Here is a 23,040-nt window from a genome sequence, read left to right on the forward strand (position 1 = left end):
GCCACGAGATTGGCAGGCACCCTCCGCACAGCCGGCATTTGGGCACGGCACAGAACCGTGCCCCTTTTCCCATGCTCCGGTCCGGCCATTGAACGCATATGACGAGGACGAATGATCACAGTTACCGACCTTCGCAAGGTCTACCGGCAGGGTGACCGCATGGTCACTGCACTGGACGGCGTGAGCCTGAGCGTGCCCAAGGGTTCGATCCACGGGATCATCGGCCACTCCGGTGCCGGAAAGTCCACCCTGGTCCGCTGCCTGACCCTGCTGGACCGGCCGACGTCGGGCTCGGTCACCATCGACGGCCGTGAACTGACCGCTGTGAAGGACTCCGAGATCCGCGCGGCCCGCCGCCGGATCGGCATGGTGTTCCAGCACGCGAACCTCATGGACTCCCGCACCGCCGCTGCCAACATTGCCCACCCGCTGGAGCTGGTGGGGACGAAGAAGAGCGTCATCGATGCCCGGGTGAAGGAACTGCTGGCCCTCGTGGGCCTCGAAGGCAGCGCCGGGGCGTACCCCGCCCAGCTTTCCGGCGGACAGAAGCAGCGCGTGGGCATCGCCCGGGCGCTGGCTTCCGATCCCGATGTGCTCCTGTGCGATGAGCCGACGTCGGCCCTGGACCCCAGCACCACGGACGACATCCTGGACCTGATTTCCGATCTCACCCGCCGCCTGGACCTGACGGTCCTGATCATCACGCACGAGATGAACGTGGTGAAGCGGATCTGCGATTCGGTATCCCTGCTCGAGGCAGGACGGGTGGTGGAACACGGTCCGCTGCGCGAGGTCGCCTCCGACCTGCGCGGCCGGCTGGCCAAACAGCTGATCCCGCTGCCCGTGACGCCGCCGTCTCCCGGCGGTCCGGTCCTGGAACTGCTGTTCACGGGCCAGACCACCTCGGACCCGGTGCTTTCCGCCCTCACCCGCCGGTTCGACACCGATGTCAACGTCCTTGCCGGCAGCGTCGAACTGCTGGCCGGCACCCGCTTCGGACGGCTGCGCATCCAGTTGGACACGCATACCGACATGGCCGCCGTCCATGAATACCTCGCCCTGCAGGGCGTCACCGTGGAGGTGGCAGCATGAACTTCCTGACCGGACTCTTCGACAACCCCGGGATTACCAAGGCACTGCCCGAAGCCGTGGTGGAGACCCTCCAGATGGTCGGCATCGCCGGGTTCTTCACCCTGCTGATCGGCCTGCCGCTGGGCGTATTCCTGCACGTCAGCGCGCCCGGGGGCCTGCTCCCGATGAAGATCGTCAACCGGATTGTCAGCGACATCATCGTCAACATCACCCGGTCGGTACCGTTCGCCATCCTCATGGTCACCCTGATTCCGCTGGCACGCCTCATCACCGGGACCTCGATCGGGCCCGTGGCCGCCTCCGTATCGCTGAGCATCGCCACCATCCCGTTCTTTGCACGGCTGGTGGAAAACGCGCTCCGCGACGTCTCCGGCGGCAAGATCGATGCAGCCCTGGTGATGGGCTCAACCAAGATGCAGGTGGTCACCAAGGTGCTGCTGCGCGAAGCCCTGCCGGGCCTCGTCGCCGCCCTGACCACCACGCTGGTGACCCTCGTGGGCTACTCCGCCATGGCCGGCATCGTCGGCGGCGGCGGCCTCGGCCGGCTGGCCTACAACTACGGCGTCCAGCGCTTCGACACCCAGGTCATGGTGGTCACGATCATCATCATCGTGGCCCTCGTGCAGATCATCCAGCTGGCCGGCGACTTCGCCTCGCGCCGGGTCGACCACCGGTCCGCGTCAGGTACCGGACGGCGCAGCCGCCCGGCTGCCGCGGCAGAAGGCATCAGCCCCGCCGCCGCACCCGCCGGCTCCGCCCGGGAACCCGACAGGACCACTGTCTAGTCTCAGTCTTCGGCTGGTCCGGGCTCTGCCCGGACCAGCCGGATCTGCAGCCAGTAGCCGCTAGCTGCACCTTCCCCGGACGGCGAAGCACCGCTTCCCGGGTCACGTGAAAGGAACGCACTAGATGCGTAAAGCACTTACCCTCGTTGCCACCGGTGTGGCCACTGCCCTGGCGCTGACGGCTTGCGGCGGATCCGATTCCGCCTCCAGCTCCGTGGACAGCCTTGATCCCGCAAACCCGGTCACCCTGACCGTGGGCGCCAGCCCCACGCCGCACGCCCGGATCCTCGAATTTGTCCGGGACAACCTCGCCGAGGACACCGGCCTGGAACTCGAAATCCAGGAGTTTGACGACTACGTCACGCCGAACATCTCCCTGAACGACGGCGACAGCGACGTCAACTTCTACCAGCACCTGCCCTACCTGGAATCCCAGATGGAGAGCCAGGGCTACGAGTTCGAGCACGGCGCCGGAATCCATGTAGAGCCCTACGCCGCGTTCTCGGAGAAGCATGAGGACGTCTCCACCATCAAGGAGGGCGCCCGGGTGATGGTCACCAACGACCCCTCGAACCAGGCCCGCGCCCTGAAGATGCTTGAGGAAGCCGGACTTGTGAAGGACATCGCGGACGATTCCTCCGTGCTGACCCTGACCGAGGAACAGAATCCCAAGGACCTGGACTTCCAGGAAAACCAGCCGGAACTGCTGGTCAACGACCTCAGTGATCCCACCGTGGACCTGGCCATCATCAACGGCAACTACATCCTCGAAGCCGGACTGAACACCGACGACGCCCTGCTGGTGGAATCCGCCGAGGACAACCCGTACGCCAACTTCCTGGTCTGGAAGACCGGCAACAAGGACGCACGGATCGACAAGCTCGAGGAACTGCTCCACTCCCCCGAAACCAAGGCCTTCATCGAAGAGACCTGGCCGAACGGCGACGTGACTGCTGCTTTCTAGAGCGGGACAACGAAAAACCCCGCACTTCCCGTTTCAACGGGAGGTGCGGGGTTTTTTTACTGCCTGAACCCGGCCCTTACGGCTGGGCCGCAGCAGCGGCCTTCGCGGCGGCCGGCAGCGCGGCGTAGATCCGGTCCATAGCGGCGTCGTCGTGGGCGCCGGACAGGAACCAGGCCTCGAACACCGACGGCGGAAGGTACACCCCGGCGTCGAGCATCGAGTGGAAGAACGGCCGATACCGGAAGGCTTCCTGCGCCTGGGCCTGCTCGTAGTTGTGCACGCCGGTGGCGGAGGTGCCGAAGGCGACGCTGAAGAGGCTGCCCGCGCGCTGGATGCTGTGGTCCACGCCGGCTTTGTCCAGTTCGGCGGACACGGCGGCGGAGAGCTCCGCGGAACGGGCGTCGACGTTGGCATAAACCTCGGCGGTGGCGGCCTTGAGCGTGGCGACGCCGGCCGCCATCGCAATCGGGTTACCCGAGAGGGTGCCGGCCTGGTAGACCGGGCCCAGCGGGGCGAGGTAGTCCATCACGTCGGCGCGGCCTCCGAGCGCTGCGACGGGCATCCCGCCGCCGATCACCTTGCCGAAGGTGAACAGGTCCGGCGTCCAGCCTTCCTTCGCGCCGGTCAGGCCCCAGTAACCGGCCGGGCCGGTACGGAAGCCGGTGAGTACCTCGTCGAGGATCAGCAGCGCGCCGTGCGAGGCGGTGATCCGGGACAGTGCGGCATTGAAGCCCTCATCCGGAGTGACCACGCCCATGTTCGCCGGAGCGGCCTCGGTGATGACGGCGGCAATGTTGGCGCCGTGCTCGGCGAACGCCTTTTCGACGGCGGCAACGTCGTTGTACGGCAGCACCAGCGTCTCGGCGGCAGTGGCTTCGGTGACGCCGGCCGAGCCGGGCAGTGCCAGGGTGGCCAGGCCGGAACCGGCGGAGGCCAGCAGTCCGTCGAGGTGGCCGTGGTAGCAGCCGGCGAACTTGATGACCAGGTTCCGGCCGGTGTAGCCGCGGGCCAGCCGGATCGCGGTCATGGTGGCCTCGGTGCCGGTGGAGACCATGCGCAGGCGCTTCACGCCCGGCACGCGGTCCATCACCAGCTGCGCCAGTTCGGCCTCGGCCGGGGTGGACGCACCGAAGGACAGTCCGTTGTCCACGGCCGCGTGTACTGCGGCCAGGACATCCGGATGGGAGTGGCCCACCAGTGCCGGGCCCCAGGAGCAGACGAGGTCCACGTATTCGCGGCCCTCGGAGTCGGTGATGTACGGGCCCCTGGCGGAAACCATGAAACGGGGCGTGCCGCCCACGGAGCCGAAGGCCCGGACCGGGGAGTTCACGCCGCCGGGCATCAGGGCCCGGGCGCGGTCAAAGAGTTCTTCGGAGGAAGACGGTGAGACAGGTGAGGACATTACTTGCTTTCCTTCAGCCAGGCCGCCAGTTCGGTGGCCCAGTAGGTGAGAATCATGTTGGCGCCGGCCCGCTTGATGCCCAGCACGGACTCTTCGATGGCCCGGCGGCGGTCAATCCAGCCGTTGGCGGCGGCAGCTTCAATCATCGCGTACTCGCCGGAGATCTGGTAAGCGCCCACCGGGACCGGGGACATGGCGGCCACATCGGCAAGCACGTCGAGGTAGCTCATGGCCGGCTTGACCATCACCATGTCGGCGCCTTCTTCGAGGTCCAGCTCCACTTCGAGGAGTGCCTCGCGGCGGTTCGAGGCATCCATCTGGTAGGTCCGGCGGTCGCCCTGCAGCTGGGAGTCCACGGCTTCGCGGAAGGGGCCGTAGAACGCGGAGGCGTACTTGGCGGCGTAGGCGAACAGGGAAACGTCGGTGAAACCGGCGGTATCCAAGGCGTGGCGGATCACGGCGATCTGCCCGTCCATCATGCCCGACGGGCCCAGCACATGCGCGCCGGCGCGGGCCTGCTCCACGGCCATCCGACCGTAGATCTCCAGGGTGGTGTCATTGTCCACCACGCCGTTTTCATCCAGCACGCCGCAGTGTCCGTGGTCGGTGAATTCGTCCAGGCAGACGTCGCTCATGATGACCAGCTCGTCGCCGACTTCCTCGCGGACGGCGGCGATGCCGCGGTTGAGGATGCCGTTGGGATCGGTGCCTGCGCTGCCGACGGCGTCGCGCTCGGCGGGGATGCCGAAGAGCATGATGCCGCCGATGCCCAGCTCTGCCGCTTCGGAAGCGGCCTTCTTCAGGCTGTCCAGGGTGTGCTGGACGACGCCGGGCATGGACGTGAGCGGGTTCGGCTCGGTGATGCCCTCACGGACGAAGGCCGGAAGGATCAGCTCGGCCGGGTCCAGCCGGAATTCTGCGGTCAGCCGCCGCATGGCGGGGGTGGTGCGGAGGCGGCGGGGACGGTGCTGGGGGAAGCTCATGGGGATGGTTCTGCCTTCCGGTAATGATGGGGAACTAGGGAGTAGGACCCGTAGACATAGCAACGGAGAGTGCGTGGGCTATTCCCGCCGGGGTTGGCTGCTTCGCCACTGCATCCGGTCCCGCGCCCAGTTCGCGCATCCGCGCAGCTGTGCTGTCGCCGATGGCCACCAGCAGTGTTCCGGCCGGGACCGGCACACAGCGCCGGACGAACCGGCGGGCGATGCTCGGGGAGGTGAGGACGACGGCGCGGCGTCCGGCCGGTGCCGACGCGGCGAAGGCTTCGGGGTCCAGGAGTCCTCCCCCGGTAACCGCCGGGGTGAAGCGCACGCCGGTGGCCGGGTAGTCCACGGTGCAGTACGCGGTCACGGCGCGGACCTCCCAGCCCAGGGCGGTCAGCGCCTCGTGCAGGGACGGGTCGGCGATATCGGCCTGCGGCAGCAGCACCCGCAGATCGCCGCCCTCCGGATCCGATCCGGAAGGATCCGGCCAGGAGGCGGCCAGGCCGCGGGCTGACTGGTCGGTGTCCGGCAGGAAATCGATATCGAAGCCGACTTCCTCCAAGGCCTGCCGCGTTCCGGCGCCGACGGCCGCGATCCGGGTATCGGCGGGCACCAGGGCCACGGGGCAGATGCCCAGGGCTGCACACCGGCGGGTCACGGCCCGCACGGTGGTGACACTGGTGAAGACCACCCAGGCGAACCGGCCGGCCTTCAGCGAATTGAGTGCGCGGTCCAGCAGGGCGGTGTCCGCCGGGAACTGGAAATCGATCAGGGGCATCAGCGTCACCGATGCCCCGCAGTCCTGCAGCTCCCGGACCATGGCCGAAGCCCGGTCCGGGGTGCGTGGAAGGACAACGTTCAGTCCGGCGAGGTCCGGACCCTGGTGTCTGGCTGCCATTTCAGCAGCTCCGGAAGCCGGGCATCAGCTGGCAGGAAGATCCGTGAGCTGCGCGGCGCCGGCCGCCAGCAGCTCCTCGGCAACCTGCACGCCCAAGGCGCGGGCGGCATCTTCGTTGCGTTCGCTGACGACGCCGGTGCGGCGCATCAGCCGGGTGCCGTCGTCGCTGCAGACCACGGCTTCGAGCGTGATGCCGTCGGCTCCGACGCTGGCCAGCGCACCGACCGGAGCCGTGCACCCGGCCTCAAGCCTGCCGAGCATGGCCCGTTCGGCTGCCACCGTGAGGCGGCTGTCGAGGTGGTCATACGCGGCAAGTGCGGCCGCGAGCTGCCCTTCGGCGGCGTCGGCCGTGCGGCATTCCACTGCCAGCGCTCCCTGCCCGGGGGCGGGAAGCATCACGGCGGGATCAATGAATTCGGTGACCATGTTCAGCCGGCCCAGCCGGGCCAGGCCGGCGGCCGCCAGCACCACGGCGTCGAGGTCACCGGGCGCGCCTTCCACCAGGCCGGCAACCCGGCCGAGGCGGGTATCCACGTTGCCGCGGATGTCCACGATCTCCAGATCCGGGCGGGCGGCCCGCAGCTGGGCTGCCCGGCGCGGGGAGCCGGTGCCGATCTTCGCACCGGCAGGAAGCTGTGCCAGGGTCAGCCCGTCACGGGCACACAGCACGTCGCGCACATCCACCCGTTCCGGAATGGCGCCCAGGACAAGGCCGTCCGCCGGGGAGGTGGGCAGGTCCTTGAGTGAGTGCACGGCGACGTCGCAGTCTCCGCGCAGCAGCGAGTCGCGCAGCGCGGCAACGAACACGCCGGTTCCGCCGATCTGCGACAGGGCGGCACGGTTGATGTCACCCTCGGTCCGCACGCGGACCAGTTCGACGTCGAAACCGCCGAGCCCGGACAGCGCCTCGGCCACGGTGGTGGTTTGGGTAACGGCCAGGGCGCTGCCGCGGGTGCCGATGAGGACGGGCGACTGCGCCACTACTCGACGCCCACGGTGGAGTCGGCGCCCGCGATGGTCGGCTTTTCGCCGCGCAGGTTCGCGCAGCAGCCGGGGCGGCAGACGTCGTACCACGGACCGAGGTCGGTCATGGCGGGGCGGATGGCAATGTTGTTTTCCAGGGTGCGTTCCTGCAGCAGGTCCACCAGGCCGGACACGAAGGTCTCGTGGATGCCGGGGGTCGGCGTGCGGTCCGCCGCCAGGCCCAGTTCCGTGCAGGTGTCCATGGCCTCGGTGTCGAGGTCCCAGATCACTTCCATGTGGTCGCTGACGAAGCCCAGCGGAACAATGACCACGCCGTTGACGCCCTTGGCGGGCAGTTCGGCGATCGCGTCGTTGATGTCCGGTTCCAGCCAGGGGATGTGCGGTGCACCGGAGCGGGACTGGTAGACCAGCTGCCAGTCCATGCCTGCGGCTTCGGGGACGCGCTCCATGATGGCGCGGGCGTTGGCCAGGTGCTGGGCGACGTAGGCGCTGCCTTCTTCGAACTCGCGGTCGCGCGGGCCGGAGGCTTCGGCGTCGGCGGTGGGAATGGAGTGGGTGGAGAAGAGGATCTCGATCTTCTCGTTGTCCACGCCCTTGGCGGCCAGCTGTGCGCGGACCTTGGCCACGGACTCGCGGACGCCTTCGACGAAGGGCTCCACGAAGCCGGGGTGGTCGAAGTACTGGCGGACCTTGTCCACGTGCAGCTTCTTGTCCAGCCCGGTCTTCAGGAGGTTCATGCCCAGGTCTTCGCGGTACTGGCGGCAGCTCGAGTACGAGGAGTAGACGCTGGTGGTGACCATCAGGATGCGGCGGTAGCCGGTGTCGTACGCCTCCTGGAGGACGTCCTTGATGTAGGGCGCCCAGTTGCGGTTGCCCCAGAGGACGGGCAGTTCGACGCCGCGGCGTGCCAGCTCTGCTTCCAGTGCGGCCTTCAGCGCGCGGTTCTGCTCGTTGATGGGGCTGATGCCGCCGTTGGCGCGGTAGTGGGTGGCCACTTCCTCCAGCCGCTCATCGGGGATGCCGCGGCCGGCGGTGACGTTGCGCAGGAAGGGAATGACGTCTTCCTGGCCTTCCGGGCCGCCGAAGGAGGCCAGCAGGATGGCGTCGTAGTGCTTCGGGGCCATGCGGCCGTTTTCATCGACGCCCTCAAAGGGGTCGAAGGCAGGCTCGTGGGAAACAGCGGATGTCATTTGAGTACCTCGGCAACTTCTGCGGCCGGGATACGCCGGCCGGTATAGAACGGGACTTCTTCACGGACGTGGTTGCGTGCCTCGGTGGCGCGCAGGTGGCGCATCATGTCGACAAGGTCAACCAGGTTGGGAGCTTCCAGGCCCAGGATCCATTCCCAGTCACCCAGGGCGAAGGAGGCCACGGTGTTGGCAAGGACCTGGGGGAATTCGCGGCCGAGCATGCCGTGGTCGCGCAGCATCTTGCCGCGTTCCTCGGCGGGCAGCTGGTACCACTCGTAGGAGCGGACAAACGGGTAAACGCAGATCCAGGTCTCGGGATCGATGCCCCGGGCGAAGGACGGCCAGTGGTTCTTGGAGAACTCGGCGTCGCGGTGCACGCCCATGGCGGACCAGGCGATCTCGGTACCGGCGAACAGTTCCGTCCGGCGGATCTGCCGCAGGGCCGCCTGCAGCGCTTCCGGCGCGCTGCCGTGCAGCCACACCATCACGTCGGCGTCCACGCGCATGGCGGACACGTCGTAGAGGCCGCGGAGCGTGACATTGCTGGCAGCCAGGTCCTTGGTCAGGGCCTCGAAGGCATCAACGGCACCGTTCGAGACAGGCGCTTTCGGCATGGAGGACCGCTTGAAAACGGTCCAAAGGGTAAAGAACTGTTCGTCGTTGCCGGCCGTTCCGGCGGCGCTGCGGTCCATCGTCTCACTCATGTTTAACAGTCTGCCCTTTGCATATAGGTAAGTCGAAACACCGCACTTCTACAAAGTGTAGAAAGTGCGGAACATCACAGCAGTGCGTTGGCCAGCGCTGCCATTCGGGTGCGGGTATCGGCGGTGACCGCGGCCAGACCGGTTCCGGCCAGCCAGGCTCCCACCGCTTCCAGTCCGGGCGATTCGGCCACCGCCGCGCGGACGGCGCCCACCCGGTCCTTATGCCCGACGGCGGCGGAGGGCAATGCGCCCACCCACCGGACTACATCCCACCCGACGACGTCGTCGGCCTTGATTTCCACCTGCAGCAGGCCGGACGCGTCGGCCACGGCCTGCCGGAAGAGGTCATCGTCGGCGCGGTCCACGTGCACCGGTTCCGCGGCGGAGTCCTCCGGATTCAGTGCCCGCCCGTAGGAAAGGCGCAGCACATGGGTTCCGGGGCCGGTGGAATCGGCGAGCCACTGCCACTTGGCGGTGGCGTGCGTCATGGCCTTCGCATCGATGCCTTCCACCTCCCGCGACACCAGGACGCCGGTGCCGCGCGGCATGGCATCCAGTTCCGGCAGGTCCACCACCAGGGTTACCAGGGCGACGCCGGGTCCCGGCTGCGGCCGGTAGTCCGCCACCTCGGGGAGCGCGGTAGCCAGGAGGTCAACAGCTGCGGGGCCTTCGGCGGCAACCACCACGGCGTCGGCTGCCAGTTCCTGCCCGCCGCTGCAGCGGATCCGCCACCCTTCGGCACCGCGGGCCAGGGATTCGGCACGGATGCCGGAGCGCAGGCGTGCACCGGAGGTCTCCAGATCGGAGACCAGCGCCTCGGTCAGCCGGCCCATTCCGCCGTCGAGCCCGGCCACTGCCGAACCTGCAGGTGCTGCTGCGCGCATGGCACCGACGGCGGCGCCCAGGGAACCGTGCCTGGAGATGGCAGCGCGCAGGCCCGGTGCCACGGAGTCGACGTCGAGCACGTCGGGGTCGGCGGAATAGACGCCGCCGACCACCGGAGTCACGAGCCGGCGAAGCACCGCTTCACCCATCCGGGCCCGCACCACGTCGCCCAGGCTCATGGACGGGCGGCGGGGCAGGTTACCCACCGGCAGGACCTTGTCCATGGCTGCCCGGGCTGCTCCCGCGCGGCCCAGGGCGCGGACAATGTCCGGGTGCCGGGGGTCTGCGGGGATGCCGAGCAGGCCGCTGCTCGGCATCTGCTGCGCTCCCGACGGCAGGTCCTCGGCGGCCAGCTGCAGCCATGACCCGGCAGGGTTGGGCTGGACCACCGCGTCCGCCAGTCCGAGCTCCCCAATCAGGTCCGGAACGGCCGGTGATCTCGTGGCGAAGGACTCCGCACCGCTGTCCAGCTGCACGCCGGCAACCTCATGCCGGCCGACGCAGCCGCCGAACCGGGCCGAGGCCTCCACCACGGTCACCTGGACACCTGCCCGCTGCAGGTCCCGGGCAGCGATGAGGCCGGAAATTCCGCCGCCTATAACGACGGCGGTGGGACCGCCCGGGGTCTGGCCGCCGGCTTGGTGAGCCGCGCTTTGAGCAGCGTTTTCGGCTTTTGCGGCTTTCTCCGGCTTCGCGAGGAAACGGTGGGGCATGCCTACGGCTCCACCGAGTGAATCAGTTCAACCACCCGCGTCAGGACGGCTGCGTCGGTTTCCGGCGGCACGCCGTGGCCCAGGTTGACCACGTGGCCCGGAGCGGCTGCGCCTGCGGCAAGGACTTCGCGGACATGTGCTTCCAGGATGTCCCACGGCGCGCTCAGCAGTGCGGGGTCGATGTTGCCCTGCAGCGGCGTCGTGCCGCCGAGTCGGCGGTTGGCTTCGTCCAGCGGCAGCCGGTAATCCACGCCGACAACGTCCACGCCGACGTCGCGCATGGCCACCAGCAGCTCGGACGTGCCGGTGCCGAAATGCACCAGCGGGGCACCGAGGCCGCGCACATGGTCCAAGGCACGGGAGGAGGCCGGTGCTACGTGCTTGACGTAGTCGGCCAGGCCGAGGGAACCGGCCCAGGAATCGAAGAGCTGGCCGGCACTGGCGCCCGCTTCCAGCTGCGCGCGCAGGAACATTCCGGACGCGTCGGCCGCCCAGGCGGTCAGCGCCTGCCAGGCATCGGGGTCAGCATGCATCATGGTGCGCGGGCCGAGGTGGTCGCGGGACGGCTTGCCCTCGACCATGTAGGCGGCCAGGGTGAACGGCGCGCCGGCGAATCCGATCAGCGGCTTGGAACCGAGCTCGGCGACCGTCAGCCGCACGGCTTCCCGGATCGGCTCCAATGCCTCTTCGGTCAGCCGCGGCAGGGCGGCGACGTCGGCGGCGGTACGCACCGGGCTGCCCAGCACGGGTCCGACGCCGGGAACGATGTCCACGTCCACGCCGGCCAGTTTCAGCGGAATAACGATGTCGGAAAAGAAGATGCCGGCATCCACGTCGTGGCGGCGCACCGGCTGCAGGGTGATCTCCGCCGCCAGCTCTGGCCGGAGGCAGGATTCCAGCATCCCGATGCCCTGCCTGGCTTTCAGGTACTCGGGCAGGGAACGGCCGGCCTGACGCATAAACCACACGGGGCGGCGGGCGGGGGTTCCGCCGCGGTACGCGGTGATCAGGGGGGAATCGGCCGTGCGGCCGTCCAGCAGCGGGTGCGTGGCGCTAAGAGTCATACCTTGATTCTCCCCAAAATCCGGGACAAGCCATAACCGGGCCCCTCCCGGCGGCCGCCGTGGCGCTTCTCACACCCCTAAAGGCTGAAATCGGGCAGTCCGATTGAAGGTATCCTCCCCGGCGTGGCTAGTATTGACCTACTGTGGTTCTACTTTCCCTCATTGCTACGCACACCGACGTAGACCTGGAGACTGTCGCCCGGCTGAGTGCCGGCGCATCCGAGGTCTCGTCTTCGCTGGTCGATTCCGGAAGCGCCGTCTCCGGCTCCGTTGTCCTCGCTACCTGCAACCGGCTGGAGGTGTATTGCGAGACCGGCTCGGAAGCGGATATTGAAGCCGCCCGCTCCGCTGTTGTTGCAGAAATCAGCCGGCACTCCGGCATGAGCGAAGACCTTGTATCCCGTTCCTTTGCCACGAACACCGGCGAGTCCGTTCCCCAGCACCTGTTCGCGGTCGGCGCGGGACTGGATTCCGCCGTCGTAGGCGAACGCGAAATCGCCGGCCAGGTCCGCCGGGCCCTCATTGAAGCCCAGGAGAGCGGAACCGCCAGCGGCGGCCTCACCCGCTTATTCCAAACCGCTTCCCGCACCGCCAAGGACGTCGGTGCCCTTACAGCCCTCGGTAAACGGGGGCTTTCCATTGTTTCGGTTGCCCTGGGCCTGGCTACGGACCTGTCCGAGAACCGCGACTGGTCAAAGAAGTCAGTGGTGGTTTTCGGCACCGGCGCCTACGCCGGCGCCACCATGGCCCTGCTCAAGGAGCGCGGCTGCACCGACATCAGCGTCTACTCCTCCTCCAACCGCGCAGAGTCCTTTGCCGCCTCCCGGGGCGGGAAGCCCCTGACCCGTTCGTCCCTGCCCGGGGCCCTGACCCGGGCCGACGTCGTCATCGGCTGCAGCGGCAGCGACAGCCAGGTCAGCGCCGATGATGTCCGCCGCGTCCGCGCCGAAGCAGGCAAGCCGCTGATCATCATCGACCTGGCCCTGACGCACGACTTCGATCCGGCCGTCCGCGAGATCGACGGCGTCGAACTGATCACCCTGGAGTCCGTCCGGTTGGCCGCACCGGCCGAGCAGGCCGAGTCGCTGAAGCAGGCGAGCACCATTGTTGCCGATGCCGCGAAGAACTTTTCCAAGCAGCAGCTCAGCCGTGAAATGGACTCAGCCATCGTGGCCCTGCGCCGGCACACCCTGGACGTACTGGAATCGGAGCTGGAGAAGGTCCGCGCCCAGCACGGATGCACCGGCGCCGCCCAGGAAGTGGAGTTCGCCATGCGCCGCATGGTCAAGCAGTTGCTCCACGTTCCCACCGTCCGCGCCCGGGAACTGGCCGCAAGCGGCCAGCAGGAGGACTACATCCGGGGCCTTGAAGCCCTGTACGGGATCACGGTGGAGCGCAGCGAGCCCGCAGCGCCCGCCAAAGATGCCGGTTCGGCTGCGGACGACGGCGCCGCCGAATCCGACGACGCCGAACCGAAGTCCGCGTAGGGCGTTTCAGTAGACCGGTTTCTCCGGTTCCACCCGGCGCACCCATTCCAGGATCCCGCCGGTGACGTTGTAGACCTCGGGATAGCCGGCGCCGCGCAGGTAGGCCGCGACCTCGGCGGACCGCACCCCTGATTTGCAGTGCACGTATACCGGCCGTCCCGGCTCCGGCCGGAACTCCCCCGCCAGCACGGCGCCCCGCGGCGCCAGCCGGGCCCCCTCGATGCGGACAATGTCGTGTTCCCCCGGCTCCCGGACGTCCAGCAGTTCGAAGTCCCGGAACCCGGCCGAGCGTTCGGCCAGCAGGTCCCGCAGCACGGCCACGTCCACTTCCGCCCCGGCGGGTACAGGCTCCGCCGGCGTAATGCCGCAGAACGCCTGGTAATCGCTCAGCTCAGTCACGGGCAGGGCCTCCGGGTCACGCCGGACCCGAAGTTCGCGCCAGCTCATCTCCAGGGCGTTGAAGACCAGGACCCGGCCCAGCAGGGTCCTGCCGGTTCCGGTGATCAGCTTGATGGCCTCATTGACCATGACCGAGCCGATCTGCGCACAGAGCACCCCGAGCACGCCCCCTTCCGCGCAGGAAGGAACGGAGCCGGCCGGCGGCGCCTGCGGGAACAGATCGCGGTAGGTGGGCCCGTGTTTGCCCCAGAAGACGCTCACCTGCCCGTCGTAGCGGAGGATCGAACCCCAGACGTACGGCTTGCCCAGGATTTCGGCGGCGTCGTTGATCAGGTAGCGGGTGGCGAAATTATCAGTGCCGTCCACAATCAGGTCATAACCGGAAAAGATCGCCAGGACGTTGGAGTTGTCCAGCCGCTCCCGGTGCAGGACCACCTCGACCAGCGGATTCAGCTCCGCCACGGAGCGGGCCGCGGACTCCGCTTTGGGGGTACCGACGTCGGATACGCCGTGGATAACCTGGCGCTGAAGGTTGGAGACATCCACGACGTCGTCGTCGACAACGCCGAGCGTGCCCACTCCCGCCGCAGCCAGATACAGCAGCGCCGGAGAGCCCAGCCCGCCGGCCCCGACCACCAGCACCCTGGCGTTCTTCAGCCGGCGCTGCGCCGTGGACCCGAATCCCGGGATGATGAGGTGCCGTGAGTAGCGTTCGGTTTCGTCGCGGGTGAGGTCCGCGCCGGGCGCCACCAAAGCAGGTAGTTCCCCGACCGGGACGGATGCACTTGCTAAGGTCATGAAGTCCAATCTAAGCCACAGGTATGGCGGTGGGACCTGTCGCTTGGAATACCCGCGGGTAAACTAAGGGTCATTGTCCGTGCAGCTCAGGGCTCCGGAACTGTTGAGAGGTCCACCAGTGAGTAACCAGGCAGCCGGTAAACCGGTTCGGCTCCCCCGGGAGGAACGCCGCCGGCAGCTGCTAAGCGCAGCGCAGGAAGTGTTTGTCAGTAACGGCTTCCACGGTGCAGCCATGGACGAGATCGCCGAAGCGGCGCACGTCAGCAAACCCGTGCTCTATCAGCACTTCCCCGGCAAGCGGGAGCTGTACATGGCCCTGCTGGACAACCACCTGAACACGCTGACGGAGTTCCTGCGGACCGCCTTGAACTCCACCACGGACAATAAGCTTCGGGTCCGCGAGACCATGCGGGCCTATTTCCGCTTCGTCGCGCAGGACAGCCAGGGGCACCGGATGGTTTTTGAATCCGACCTCACCAATGACGCCGAGGTCAGCGCCCGCATTGAGGAATTCAATGCCCGCTTCGCGAACAGCATTGCCGGCGTGATTGCCGAAGACACCAAGCTGTCCCATCTCGAGGCCACCCTGCTCGGCCGCGCCCTGGCCGGAATGGCGCAGGTGAGCGCGCGGTATTGGCTGGAAACCGACGGCGGCCTGGACATCGATGCGGCAAGCGAGCTGGTTTACCGTTTAGCTTGGCGCGGAATCAGCCGGTTCCCCAAGGAGATCTAGAGTAGATTTCGATCAGTTCGTAAATCGTTAATCAGGAGGCACCACGGTGGAAGTAAAAATCGGCATTCAGAATGTAGCCCGCGAAATTGTCTTCGAATCCAGCCAGAGCGCTGATGAGGTTGCCGACGCAGTGGAGCAGTCCCTCGCCAACGGCGCCCTGCTCCGGCTCAAGGACGTCAAGGGCCGGCTGATCGTTGTTCCCGGTGCATCCATCGGCTACGTCGAGATCGGTGCCGAGGAAGTCCGCCGCGTCGGTTTCGGCGCCCTCTGACCCGCCGCTTCCATGCTTAGCCTGATCCTGGTCACGCTGACCGCGGTTGCCGCGGGGTTCGCAGTGTGGGCTGCGGACCGCCACCGTGCCCTATACGGCGCGCTGCTGCTCCCTGGCATCGCCGTGTGCGCTGCGCTCATCACGTGGCTGGCACTGCGCGCAGCCGGAGTTACTGCCTTCGAAGCGGACTGGATCGGCTGGGCCGTCCCGGTGGCAGTGTCCATCCTGGCGCCGCTTGTGGCGGCCGTTCCGATCGGACGCAGCCGCGCCAGGGCGGACACGGCGGAGACGGAACGCATCCTGCGTTTGTAGCTCCCGTTGTTCGGTGTCACCCGGAAACGGCAACAGGATAAGAGAAAAGGGCGGTGCTTCGGCACCGCCCTTTCTTCGTGTCCCATAGGGTCCGTTCCTGGGTTACGGCAACGGGGATTAGGGGACCGCATGATATGGCCGCGCCTGCGGGACGGCAGGCGGCATCATCCGGGCCAGTTCGCGTGCGAAGACGCCGGCCGCTACCCGATGTCCTTCCGGGCTCAGGTGCCTTCCGTCCGGCCGCAGTTGGCCGTTCAGTCCGTACCGCGCCCACCAGTCCCCCGGGGTAAGGAAGTCGATTCCCTGTTCCGCGGCCACGGCGGCGAGCACCCCGTCCACCTCGCTACGCCGTCCCGTGCCGTCACCGATGACCCCCACCATGACAATCCGGACGGACGGGTAGCTTTGCCGCAGGTCGCCGATTAGGCGGAGCGCTTCGGTACGGATGTCTGCGGCTGGATGGGCGGTGTCGTTCCCGCCGCCCTGCAGCACGATCAACCGCGGCGTGCCCCACGGGAGCAGCCACTGGTGTGCTTCCAGCGCCCGGGCATATCCGGCCACTGAGCCGTTCCCTTGGACGTAACCGGTTCCGCCTGCACCCCTGATGATTGCGGGGTATCCGGCCTGCTCCAGCCCCTGCCCCACCCAGGTGTCCGGACCGGCCTGCGAGTCGCCGATCACCAGGGCGGAGTCCTCCACTCCCGGAACTACGGACATCGTCCGGCCGGTCTGGGGCATATAAACCAGCGATCCGGCAGCCGGGGCCGCGGGGGGAGCTGTTTCACTGGGCCGGATCACCGCCGGCTCGGGCGAAGCTTCCGCGGAGGCGGCGCCGCCCGCGGGAAGTACCGACGCCGTCCCGCCGGCTCCGGGGTCCGGCCGGACAGCCGGTGCGGCGGCCAGAAGCAGGACCGCAGAAACCGCTGCGGCCAGGGCACCCCGCGCCCACTTCCGTGTTGCTTTCCCCCGCAAAAGATTCTCCCTGCAGCCGTCTCCGGCCGCAGCCAGCGCTTCCGTACGGGGGAAGCGTACCGCAGGGCTAAGCCGTCAGGCCGAGGAGACTCATCCGCTTGGAGTGGTTTCGCGTCAGCTGCGCCGTGAGCGACTTGATTTCGGCGTCGACGGCGTCCTGGCCGCCGTCGTCGAACAGCCCGCCCAGGAAGGCCCGTTCAATGAGGACCCGCTGGGCCTGGGTCAGGGCTTCGCCCACCAGCCGCCTGCCCCAGAGGGCCAGCCGCGAGGCCAGCCGCGGGTCATCCGCAAGGGCCTCCCGCAACCTGCCGAGCAGGATTTCGCCGGGCTGTTCCGTAGCCTTCAGGCCTTGGAACAGGCTGTTTGTTTCCGCATCGAGCCGGGAGGCCACCGCGGAGTAGAAATCGTCGGAAATGGCGTCCGTGACGTAGAACTTCATCAGCGACTCGTACCAGTCGGCCGGCCGGGTGCGGTCGTGGAACGCGTCCACCGAGGGCTGGAAGGGCCGCATGGCTTCTTCGGGGTCCGCTCCCATGGCACTGAGCCGGGCGCAGATCAACTCGAAATGCGCGTATTCATGCACGGCCAGGCGTCCGAGCGTGGCACGGTCATGCAGCGTGGGGGAAAACCGGGCGTCGGAAGACATCCGTTCAAACGCCGACAGTTCGCCGTAGGCGATCGCGCCGAAGAGATCCGTGAGGAACCGCTGATAGGTCTCGCCGGTGTGCTGCGGGGCCGCCCCGGGAGCGGCCGGATGATCCGAATGGTGCCCGTTAGTCATACCCGCCAGCGTACCTGCCGGCGCCGCCCGGGACCGCGCCGGGCCGCCGGATGCGCAGCGATCAGCGGCTGGCGGGTAGACTGGGGAGGTAGAAACTGGATGCCCGGTCGTCTGTCGTATGAATTGTCATGTGAAGTGCATGAGAAGTGTCATTTTGTTGCTGTATTGACCAGACCCGCAAACCCTACGCGATCTTGAATTATCGGCCGCCGCCGTGGCCAATGGAGCACAGGCGGCCCGCAGTTGTTAGCCCGCGATCGGCTTCCGCTGGACGCACCGCGTGCGTGCCATCCGCTCCGTAATGGGCTGTAACAGCCACTCGTCGAGCCTGGCGCCCCCGCGCTGCCTAAACTGAACGGTATTTAATTGAACACTGAACTTTCCCAGGTTGATGACGATCGTCACCTCACTGCCGATGACAGCACCGAAGAACTGACCGTCGCGGATTCCCTGGCCGTTAAGGCCCGGGCCGAGGAAATCCCCGAACTGACCTTCGCCGATTTCGGTGTCCGGTCAGACATTGTCGAGTCCCTCGCCGACGCCGGCATCACGCATCCCTTCCCCATCCAGTCGATGACCCTGCCCGTTGCCCTCAGCGGCCACGACATCATCGGCCAGGCGAAGACCGGCACCGGCAAGACGCTCGGCTTCGGTATTCCCGCGCTGCAGCGCGTGGTGGGCCCGGAAGACAAGGGCTACGCCGAACTCGCCGTCCCCGGCGCACCGCAGGCCCTGATCGTGGTGCCCACCCGTGAACTGGCCGTCCAGGTGGCGGGCGACCTCACCACCGCTGCCCGCCGGCGCGGTGCCCGCATCGTCACCATCTACGGCGGCCGTGCCTACGAGCCGCAGACGGAGGCCCTGGCCGCCGGCGTCGAAATCGTGGTCGGCACCCCGGGCCGCCTGATCGACCTCTACAACAAGAAGCACCTCTCGCTGAAGAATGTGCGGCTGGTGGTCCTTGACGAGGCCGACGAGATGCTGGACCTCGGCTTCCTGCCCGACGTCGAAACTCTGATGGCCGCCACGCCCGCCGTGCGCCAGACCCTGCTGTTCTCGGCCACCATGCCCGGCGCCGTCGTTTCGATGGCCCGCCGCTACATGACCAAGCCCACCCACATCCGGGCCGCGGATCCCGACGACGAAGGCCTGACCAAGAAGGACATCCGCCAGGTGGTCTACCGGGCCCACAACCTCGATAAGAGCGAAGTGGTTTCCCGCATCCTGCAGGCACGCGGCCGCGGCCGCACCATCATCTTCACCAAGACCAAGCGCACTGCCGCCAAGCTGTCCGAAGAACTCGTGGACCGCGGTTTCGCCGTTGCCGCCATGCACGGCGACCTCGGCCAGGGCGCCCGCGAGCAGGCCATGCGCGCTTTCCGCAATGAAAAGGTGGATGTGCTGGTGGCCACCGACGTCGCCGCGCGCGGCATCGACGTCGACGACGTCACCCACGTAATCAACTACCAGTGCCCCGAAGACGAGAAGACCTACCTGCACCGCGTTGGCCGCACCGGCCGTGCCGGCAACAAGGGCACCGCAGTGACGTTCGTGGACTGGGACGATGTCCCCCGCTGGGGCCTGATCAACAAGGCCCTGGGCCTGGACCAGGCGGAGCCGGTGGAAACCTACTCCTCCTCACCGCACCTGTACACGGACCTCGATATCCCCGAAGGCACCAAGGGACGCCTGCCGCGCAACAAACGCACCCATGCAGGCATTGATGCCGAAAAGATCGAGGACCTCGGGGAAACCGGCAAATCCGGCGGCCGCAGCAGCTCCTCCAGCCGCGACGGCAACCGTTCCGGTTCCGACCGGGGTGCCGGATCCCGCGGCGGCGGAGCACGGGACGGATCGCGGCGCGGCAGCGCCCGCTCCGGCGAGGCACGCACCGGCGAGGCGCGGACCGCTGAATCCCGCCCGGCCGAAACCCGGACCGCGGCACCTGCCGCGGACGGCGCAGCCACGGACCGCCCGCGCCGCAGCCGGACCCGCCGCCGCAACGGCGAGGTTGTTCCCAAGACCGGCCCGGCCGCCGAATAGCGCCGACGTAGGCCTGCATGAGCACCCCTTTGTGGACGTCTGACGGCGGGTCGCTGGTGGTACACGCGGATAACGCGGAGTTCCTCCCGACCCTGCCGGACGGCTCCTTCACCATGATTTACGTGGACCCGCCCTTCAACACCGGGCGGTCCCAGCGCCGGCAGCAGACCACCATGGTCCGCAGCGCCGACGGCAGCGGCGACCGGATCGGATTCAAGGGCCGCAGCTACAGCACGGTCAAGGGCCTGCTCTCCAGCTACGACGACGCCTTCGAGGATTACTGGGCGTTCCTGGAACCCCGGCTCGCGCAGGCCTGGCGCCTGCTGGCCGACGACGGCACCTTGTACGTGCACCTGGATTACCGCGAGGTGCACTATGCGAAGGTCATGCTGGACGCCCTGTTCGGCCGGGACTGCTTCCTGAATGAAATCATCTGGGCCTACGACTATGGCGGCCGGGCGAAGAACCGGTGGCCGGCCAAGCACGACAACATCCTGGTCTACGTAAAGAACCCGGATGCGTACCATTTCGACAACGCCGAAGTGGACCGGGAACCGTACATGGCTCCGGGCCTGGTGACACCCGAAAAGGTGGCCCTGGGCAAGCTGCCGACCGACGTCTGGTGGCACACCATCGTTTCCCCCACCGGCCGGGAAAAGACCGGCTATCCCACCCAGAAACCCGAGGGTTTGCTTCGGCGTGCCGTCGCTGCCAGCAGCCGCGAGGGCGACTGGGTCCTGGATTTCTTTGCCGGGTCCGGAACGCTGGGTGCCGTTGCGGCCAAGCTGGGCCGCAAGTTTGTCTGCGTGGACGCCAATCCGCAGGCGATCGAGGTTATGGCCCGGCGGCTGGGTTCCGCGGCCACCGTGGTCTCCGCCGAAACGGGTTCACCGCTTCCCGCTGCCGGTCCCTAAGCCCTGCTTTCGGAGCGGTCCGCCGCCTGCTGGCGGGTCAGCGCGCCGCGTTGGTCCGCCCCCTGGCGCGGCGGCCCGCCCTACTGCGGCAGGGGGCCGACGACGGCGGCACCGGTCCCGAGCTCGGCTATGCGTTCCAGCACTGCCGGCTCCGTGGTGAATTCGCCCAGGAGATTGGGTTTCCCGGTCCCGTGGTAATCGCTGGAGCCGGTGACCAGCAGGTCATTATCCTTCGCCAGCCTGCGCAGCCATTCCCTGCCCTGCTCGGGATTGTCCCGGTGGTTGACTTCCACGCCCAGCAGCCCGGCGTCGATCATTTCGGTGAAGGTTTCCTCCCCCACCACCCGGCCGCGGGAGGACGCCACCGGGTGCGCGAAGACCGGGACTCCGCCGGCCTGCCGGACCAGTTCCACTGCCCGTGCCGGGTCCGGCGCGTAATGCGCCACGAAGTACGGCGACCGCGCGGTCAGGATGCCGCTGAAGGCCGCCGACCGGTTCGGGACCACACCGGCAGCTACCAGTGCGTCGGCAATGTGCGGCCGGCCGATGGTTGCTCCCGGGGCCACCTGTTCCTGCACCGAGTCCCAGTCGATGGGGAAATCCTCCGCCAAACGCTGCACCATCAGTTCTGCCCGGGTAACCCGGGCCGCGCGGGACCGGGCGATCTCCTCGAGCAGTCCCGGATGGGCCGGATCGTGCAGATAGGACAGCACATGGACGCTGATCCCCTCGCGGCTGCGGCAGGACACCTCCATACCCGGAACGAAGGTGATCCCGTGCTCCTGCGCGGCAGCGGCGGCGTCGGCCCAGCCCGCCGTCGTATCGTGATCGGTCAGTGCAATGGCGTCCAGCCCGGCCTTCGCAGCGGAGGCGATAACATCTGCCGGCTGCTCGGTGCCGTCGGAGACGCAGGAGTGGGTATGCAGGTCAATTCTCACGCTTTCAATCTACGCCCCCGGGCGGCCTACGCCCGTCCGGTGGGGCCGGAAGGGAAAGGCCGGGCATCGGAGGGGTGTTTTGCCCCTCCCGGAGGCAGTGAGACGATGGAGTGGTGACTACTGAAGCGAATTCGACGACATCCCTGCCCGAGCCCTCCGAAGGCCAGCCGCTCGAAGACCGGGTCAACAACCGGTCCCAGCGTCCCTCCTCGGAAGCCTTCAAGAAGTTCATGTCTTCCGGCTGGGCCGCGGAATCCGGTGAGCTGCCCGAAGCCGACGCCGTGGCGCCGTTCGCAGCGCGCCGCCGTCGGGCCCTTTCCAAGCGTTTCCCCGGCGAACGGCTGGTCATTCCGGCCGGCCCGCTGAAGGTGCGGTCCAACGACACCGATTACCGTTTCCGCCCGCACTCCGGCTTTGCGCACCTGACCGGCCTCGGCGTGGACCGCGAACCCGATGCCGTGCTCGTGATGGAGCCCACCGAACCCGGCGCGGGAGACGACGGCGGCAACCACACCGCCGTGCTGTACTTCCGCCCGCTCGCCGGCACGGACAGCGACGAGTTCTACTCCAACGCACGCTACGGCTCCTTCTGGATCGGGAACCGGCTCGGCCTGGCGGAGATCAGCGCGCTGATCGGCCTGCCCACCCGGCACCTCGACGAGGCGGAAACCGCCATCACCAACAACGTCGGAGACCCGCAGTTCGGTGGCATCTCCGTACGCCTGCTCCGCAGTGTCGACGAAATGGTCGACGCCCTGGTGGACACCGTCCGCTACAACACCGCCCTGGACCCGGAGAACGCCGACCTCAGCGCCCTGGATGCCCTCGACGGCGAACTGACCGAAGCCCTGTCGGAACTCCGCCTGGTCAAGGACGAATGGGAGATCGAGCAGATGAAGGCTGCCGTGGCCGCCACGGTCAACGGCTTCACCGAAGTGGTCAAGGCACTCCCCCGCGCCATTTCCCACCCCCGCGGCGAACGCGTCGTCGAAGGCGCCTTCTTTGCCCGCGCCCGGGAGGAGGGCAACGACCTCGGCTACGACACCATTGCCGCCTCCGGCAACAATGCCACGGTCCTGCACTGGATCCGCAACAACGGCGCCGTCCACGCCGGGGACCTGCTGCTGCTGGACGGTGGAGTGGAGGCCGAAAGCCTCTACACCGCGGACGTCACCCGCACCCTGCCCGTCAACGGAACCTACACGGAGGTCCAGCGCCGGGTATACCAGGCAGTACTCGACGCCGCAGACGCCGGATTCGAAGCCGCCAAGCCGGGCGCCAAGTTCCGCGACGTCCACGCTGCAGCCGTAAAGGTCCTGGCCGAACGCCTGGACAGCTGGGGCCTGCTGCCCGTGCCGCTCGAGGAAGCACTGTCCCCCGAAGGCCAGCAGCACCGCCGGTGGATGCCGCACGGCGTCAGCCACCACCTGGGCATGGACGTGCACGACTGTGCCCAGGCCCGGGCCGAGCTGTACCTGGACGGCACCATCACCGAGGGCATGGTCTTCACCATCGAACCGGGTCTCTACTTCAAGGACACCGACCTGTCCGTACCCGAGGAATACCGTGGCATCGGCGTGCGGATTGAGGACGACGTCCTCATCACCGCCGACGGGCCCGTGAACCTCAGCGACGCCCTGCCGCGTAACCCGGGCGACGTCGAAGACTGGATGGCAGGCATCTACGCTGCCGAGTAACCTCCGGTTTCCGGTTTAGGTAAAAAGGTCC

22 protein-coding genes are annotated in these 23,040 nt (G+C 67.7%); 10 read left to right on the plus strand and 12 right to left on the minus strand.

Features of this window, described 5'->3' with window-relative positions; translation table 11 throughout:
- The first annotated feature begins 111 nt into the window (after positions 1–111).
- The 3 genes from N2K98_RS12520 (at position 112) to N2K98_RS12530 (ending at position 2,841) form a co-directional block, all read left to right on the plus strand.
- The gene (locus tag N2K98_RS12520) at positions 112–1,092 is read left to right on the plus strand and encodes a methionine ABC transporter ATP-binding protein (protein WP_227918405.1); all 981 of its coding nucleotides are present in this window, start codon (positions 112–114) and stop codon (positions 1,090–1,092) included.
- Entirely contained in the window at positions 1,089–1,877 is a 789-nt protein-coding gene (locus N2K98_RS12525) for a methionine ABC transporter permease (protein ID WP_255797130.1), read from the plus strand. Before N2K98_RS12520 ends, N2K98_RS12525 begins: the two co-directional genes overlap by 4 nt.
- A 124-nt stretch (positions 1,878–2,001) precedes the next feature.
- The gene (locus tag N2K98_RS12530) at positions 2,002–2,841 is read left to right on the plus strand and encodes a MetQ/NlpA family ABC transporter substrate-binding protein (protein WP_255797129.1); all 840 of its coding nucleotides are present in this window, start codon (positions 2,002–2,004) and stop codon (positions 2,839–2,841) included.
- Positions 2,842–2,917: 76 nt separating this feature from the next.
- Here N2K98_RS12530 and hemL read toward each other — a convergent pair whose 3' ends face one another.
- From hemL to hemE, 8 genes are all read right to left on the minus strand, one after another.
- Positions 2,918–4,243, minus strand: coding sequence for a glutamate-1-semialdehyde 2,1-aminomutase (gene hemL, locus N2K98_RS12535; RefSeq protein WP_255865105.1), 1,326 nt, complete (start codon positions 4,241–4,243; stop codon positions 2,918–2,920).
- Positions 4,243–5,226 (minus strand): porphobilinogen synthase, encoded by a 984-nt coding sequence (hemB, locus tag N2K98_RS12540; protein ID WP_255797127.1) that lies wholly within the window; start codon positions 5,224–5,226, stop codon positions 4,243–4,245. Before hemB ends, hemL begins: the two co-directional genes overlap by 1 nt.
- A 34-nt stretch (positions 5,227–5,260) precedes the next feature.
- Positions 5,261–6,124: a uroporphyrinogen-III synthase gene (locus N2K98_RS12545; RefSeq protein WP_255797126.1), complete on the minus strand. Its 864-nt coding sequence runs from the start codon at positions 6,122–6,124 to the stop codon at positions 5,261–5,263.
- Positions 6,125–6,148: 24 nt separating this feature from the next.
- On the minus strand, positions 6,149–7,105 hold the full coding sequence (hemC, locus tag N2K98_RS12550; protein WP_255797125.1) for a hydroxymethylbilane synthase: 957 nt from the start codon (positions 7,103–7,105) through the stop codon (positions 6,149–6,151).
- Positions 7,105–8,298 carry a ferrochelatase gene (locus tag N2K98_RS12555; RefSeq protein ID WP_255797124.1) on the minus strand — a complete coding sequence of 398 codons (1,194 nt, stop codon included), beginning with the start codon at positions 8,296–8,298 and terminating at the stop codon, positions 7,105–7,107. Before N2K98_RS12555 ends, hemC begins: the two co-directional genes overlap by 1 nt.
- On the minus strand, positions 8,295–9,002 hold the full coding sequence (hemQ, locus tag N2K98_RS12560; RefSeq protein WP_229949769.1) for a hydrogen peroxide-dependent heme synthase: 708 nt from the start codon (positions 9,000–9,002) through the stop codon (positions 8,295–8,297). Before hemQ ends, N2K98_RS12555 begins: the two co-directional genes overlap by 4 nt.
- A 74-nt stretch (positions 9,003–9,076) precedes the next feature.
- Positions 9,077–10,600: a protoporphyrinogen oxidase gene (gene hemG / locus N2K98_RS12565; protein ID WP_255865104.1), complete on the minus strand. Its 1,524-nt coding sequence runs from the start codon at positions 10,598–10,600 to the stop codon at positions 9,077–9,079.
- A 2-nt stretch (positions 10,601–10,602) separates the two neighbouring features.
- Positions 10,603–11,664 carry a uroporphyrinogen decarboxylase gene (gene hemE / locus N2K98_RS12570; protein WP_255797122.1) on the minus strand — a complete coding sequence of 354 codons (1,062 nt, stop codon included), beginning with the start codon at positions 11,662–11,664 and terminating at the stop codon, positions 10,603–10,605.
- Positions 11,665–11,807: 143 nt separating this feature from the next.
- Between hemE and N2K98_RS12575 the strand changes: the two genes are divergently transcribed.
- Entirely contained in the window at positions 11,808–13,151 is a 1,344-nt protein-coding gene (locus N2K98_RS12575; protein WP_255865103.1) for a glutamyl-tRNA reductase, read from the plus strand.
- A 6-nt stretch (positions 13,152–13,157) separates the two neighbouring features.
- Here N2K98_RS12575 and moeB read toward each other — a convergent pair whose 3' ends face one another.
- Entirely contained in the window at positions 13,158–14,348 is a 1,191-nt protein-coding gene (moeB, locus tag N2K98_RS12580; protein ID WP_255865102.1) for a molybdopterin-synthase adenylyltransferase MoeB, read from the minus strand.
- Positions 14,349–14,466: 118 nt separating this feature from the next.
- Between moeB and N2K98_RS12585 the strand changes: the two genes are divergently transcribed.
- Genes N2K98_RS12585 through N2K98_RS12595 form a run of 3 tightly spaced genes read left to right on the plus strand, consistent with a single transcriptional unit; the run spans position 14,467 to position 15,664 of the window.
- Positions 14,467–15,081: a TetR/AcrR family transcriptional regulator gene (locus N2K98_RS12585; protein WP_229949779.1), complete on the plus strand. Its 615-nt coding sequence runs from the start codon at positions 14,467–14,469 to the stop codon at positions 15,079–15,081.
- A gap of 46 nt (positions 15,082–15,127) precedes the next feature.
- The gene (locus N2K98_RS12590) at positions 15,128–15,352 is read left to right on the plus strand and encodes a DUF3107 domain-containing protein (protein WP_255797119.1); all 225 of its coding nucleotides are present in this window, start codon (positions 15,128–15,130) and stop codon (positions 15,350–15,352) included.
- 12 nt (positions 15,353–15,364) lie between these two features.
- Positions 15,365–15,664: a hypothetical protein gene (locus N2K98_RS12595; protein ID WP_255797118.1), complete on the plus strand. Its 300-nt coding sequence runs from the start codon at positions 15,365–15,367 to the stop codon at positions 15,662–15,664.
- Positions 15,665–15,781: 117 nt separating this feature from the next.
- Here the strand turns inward: N2K98_RS12595 and N2K98_RS12600 are convergent, their stop codons facing one another.
- Both N2K98_RS12600 and N2K98_RS12605 read right to left on the minus strand, forming a co-directional pair.
- Entirely contained in the window at positions 15,782–16,636 is an 855-nt protein-coding gene (locus tag N2K98_RS12600) for an SGNH/GDSL hydrolase family protein (protein ID WP_255865101.1), read from the minus strand.
- A gap of 67 nt (positions 16,637–16,703) precedes the next feature.
- Positions 16,704–17,417, minus strand: coding sequence for a ferritin-like fold-containing protein (locus N2K98_RS12605; protein WP_255865100.1), 714 nt, complete (start codon positions 17,415–17,417; stop codon positions 16,704–16,706).
- A gap of 366 nt (positions 17,418–17,783) precedes the next feature.
- Here N2K98_RS12605 and N2K98_RS12610 point away from each other — a divergent pair, with 366 nt between their 5' ends.
- Together N2K98_RS12610 and N2K98_RS12615 are read left to right on the plus strand one after the other, a co-directional pair.
- Positions 17,784–19,460, plus strand: a complete 1,677-nt coding sequence (locus N2K98_RS12610; RefSeq protein WP_407079987.1) for a DEAD/DEAH box helicase — start codon at positions 17,784–17,786, stop codon at positions 19,458–19,460.
- 17 nt (positions 19,461–19,477) lie between these two features.
- A complete protein-coding gene (locus N2K98_RS12615; RefSeq protein WP_255797115.1) occupies positions 19,478–20,374 on the plus strand; it encodes a DNA-methyltransferase in 897 nt (298 codons plus the stop codon).
- A gap of 80 nt (positions 20,375–20,454) precedes the next feature.
- Here the strand turns inward: N2K98_RS12615 and N2K98_RS12620 are convergent, their stop codons facing one another.
- Positions 20,455–21,312 carry a PHP domain-containing protein gene (locus N2K98_RS12620; protein WP_255865099.1) on the minus strand — a complete coding sequence of 286 codons (858 nt, stop codon included), beginning with the start codon at positions 21,310–21,312 and terminating at the stop codon, positions 20,455–20,457.
- 113 nt (positions 21,313–21,425) lie between these two features.
- Here N2K98_RS12620 and N2K98_RS12625 point away from each other — a divergent pair, with 113 nt between their 5' ends.
- A complete protein-coding gene (locus tag N2K98_RS12625; protein WP_255865098.1) occupies positions 21,426–23,009 on the plus strand; it encodes an aminopeptidase P family protein in 1,584 nt (527 codons plus the stop codon).
- Positions 23,010–23,040 lie beyond the last annotated feature (31 nt).

Source organism: Arthrobacter jinronghuae (genome assembly GCF_025244825.1).
In the GTDB taxonomy this organism is placed as follows: Bacteria; Actinomycetota; Actinomycetes; order Actinomycetales; family Micrococcaceae; genus Arthrobacter_B; species Arthrobacter_B jinronghuae.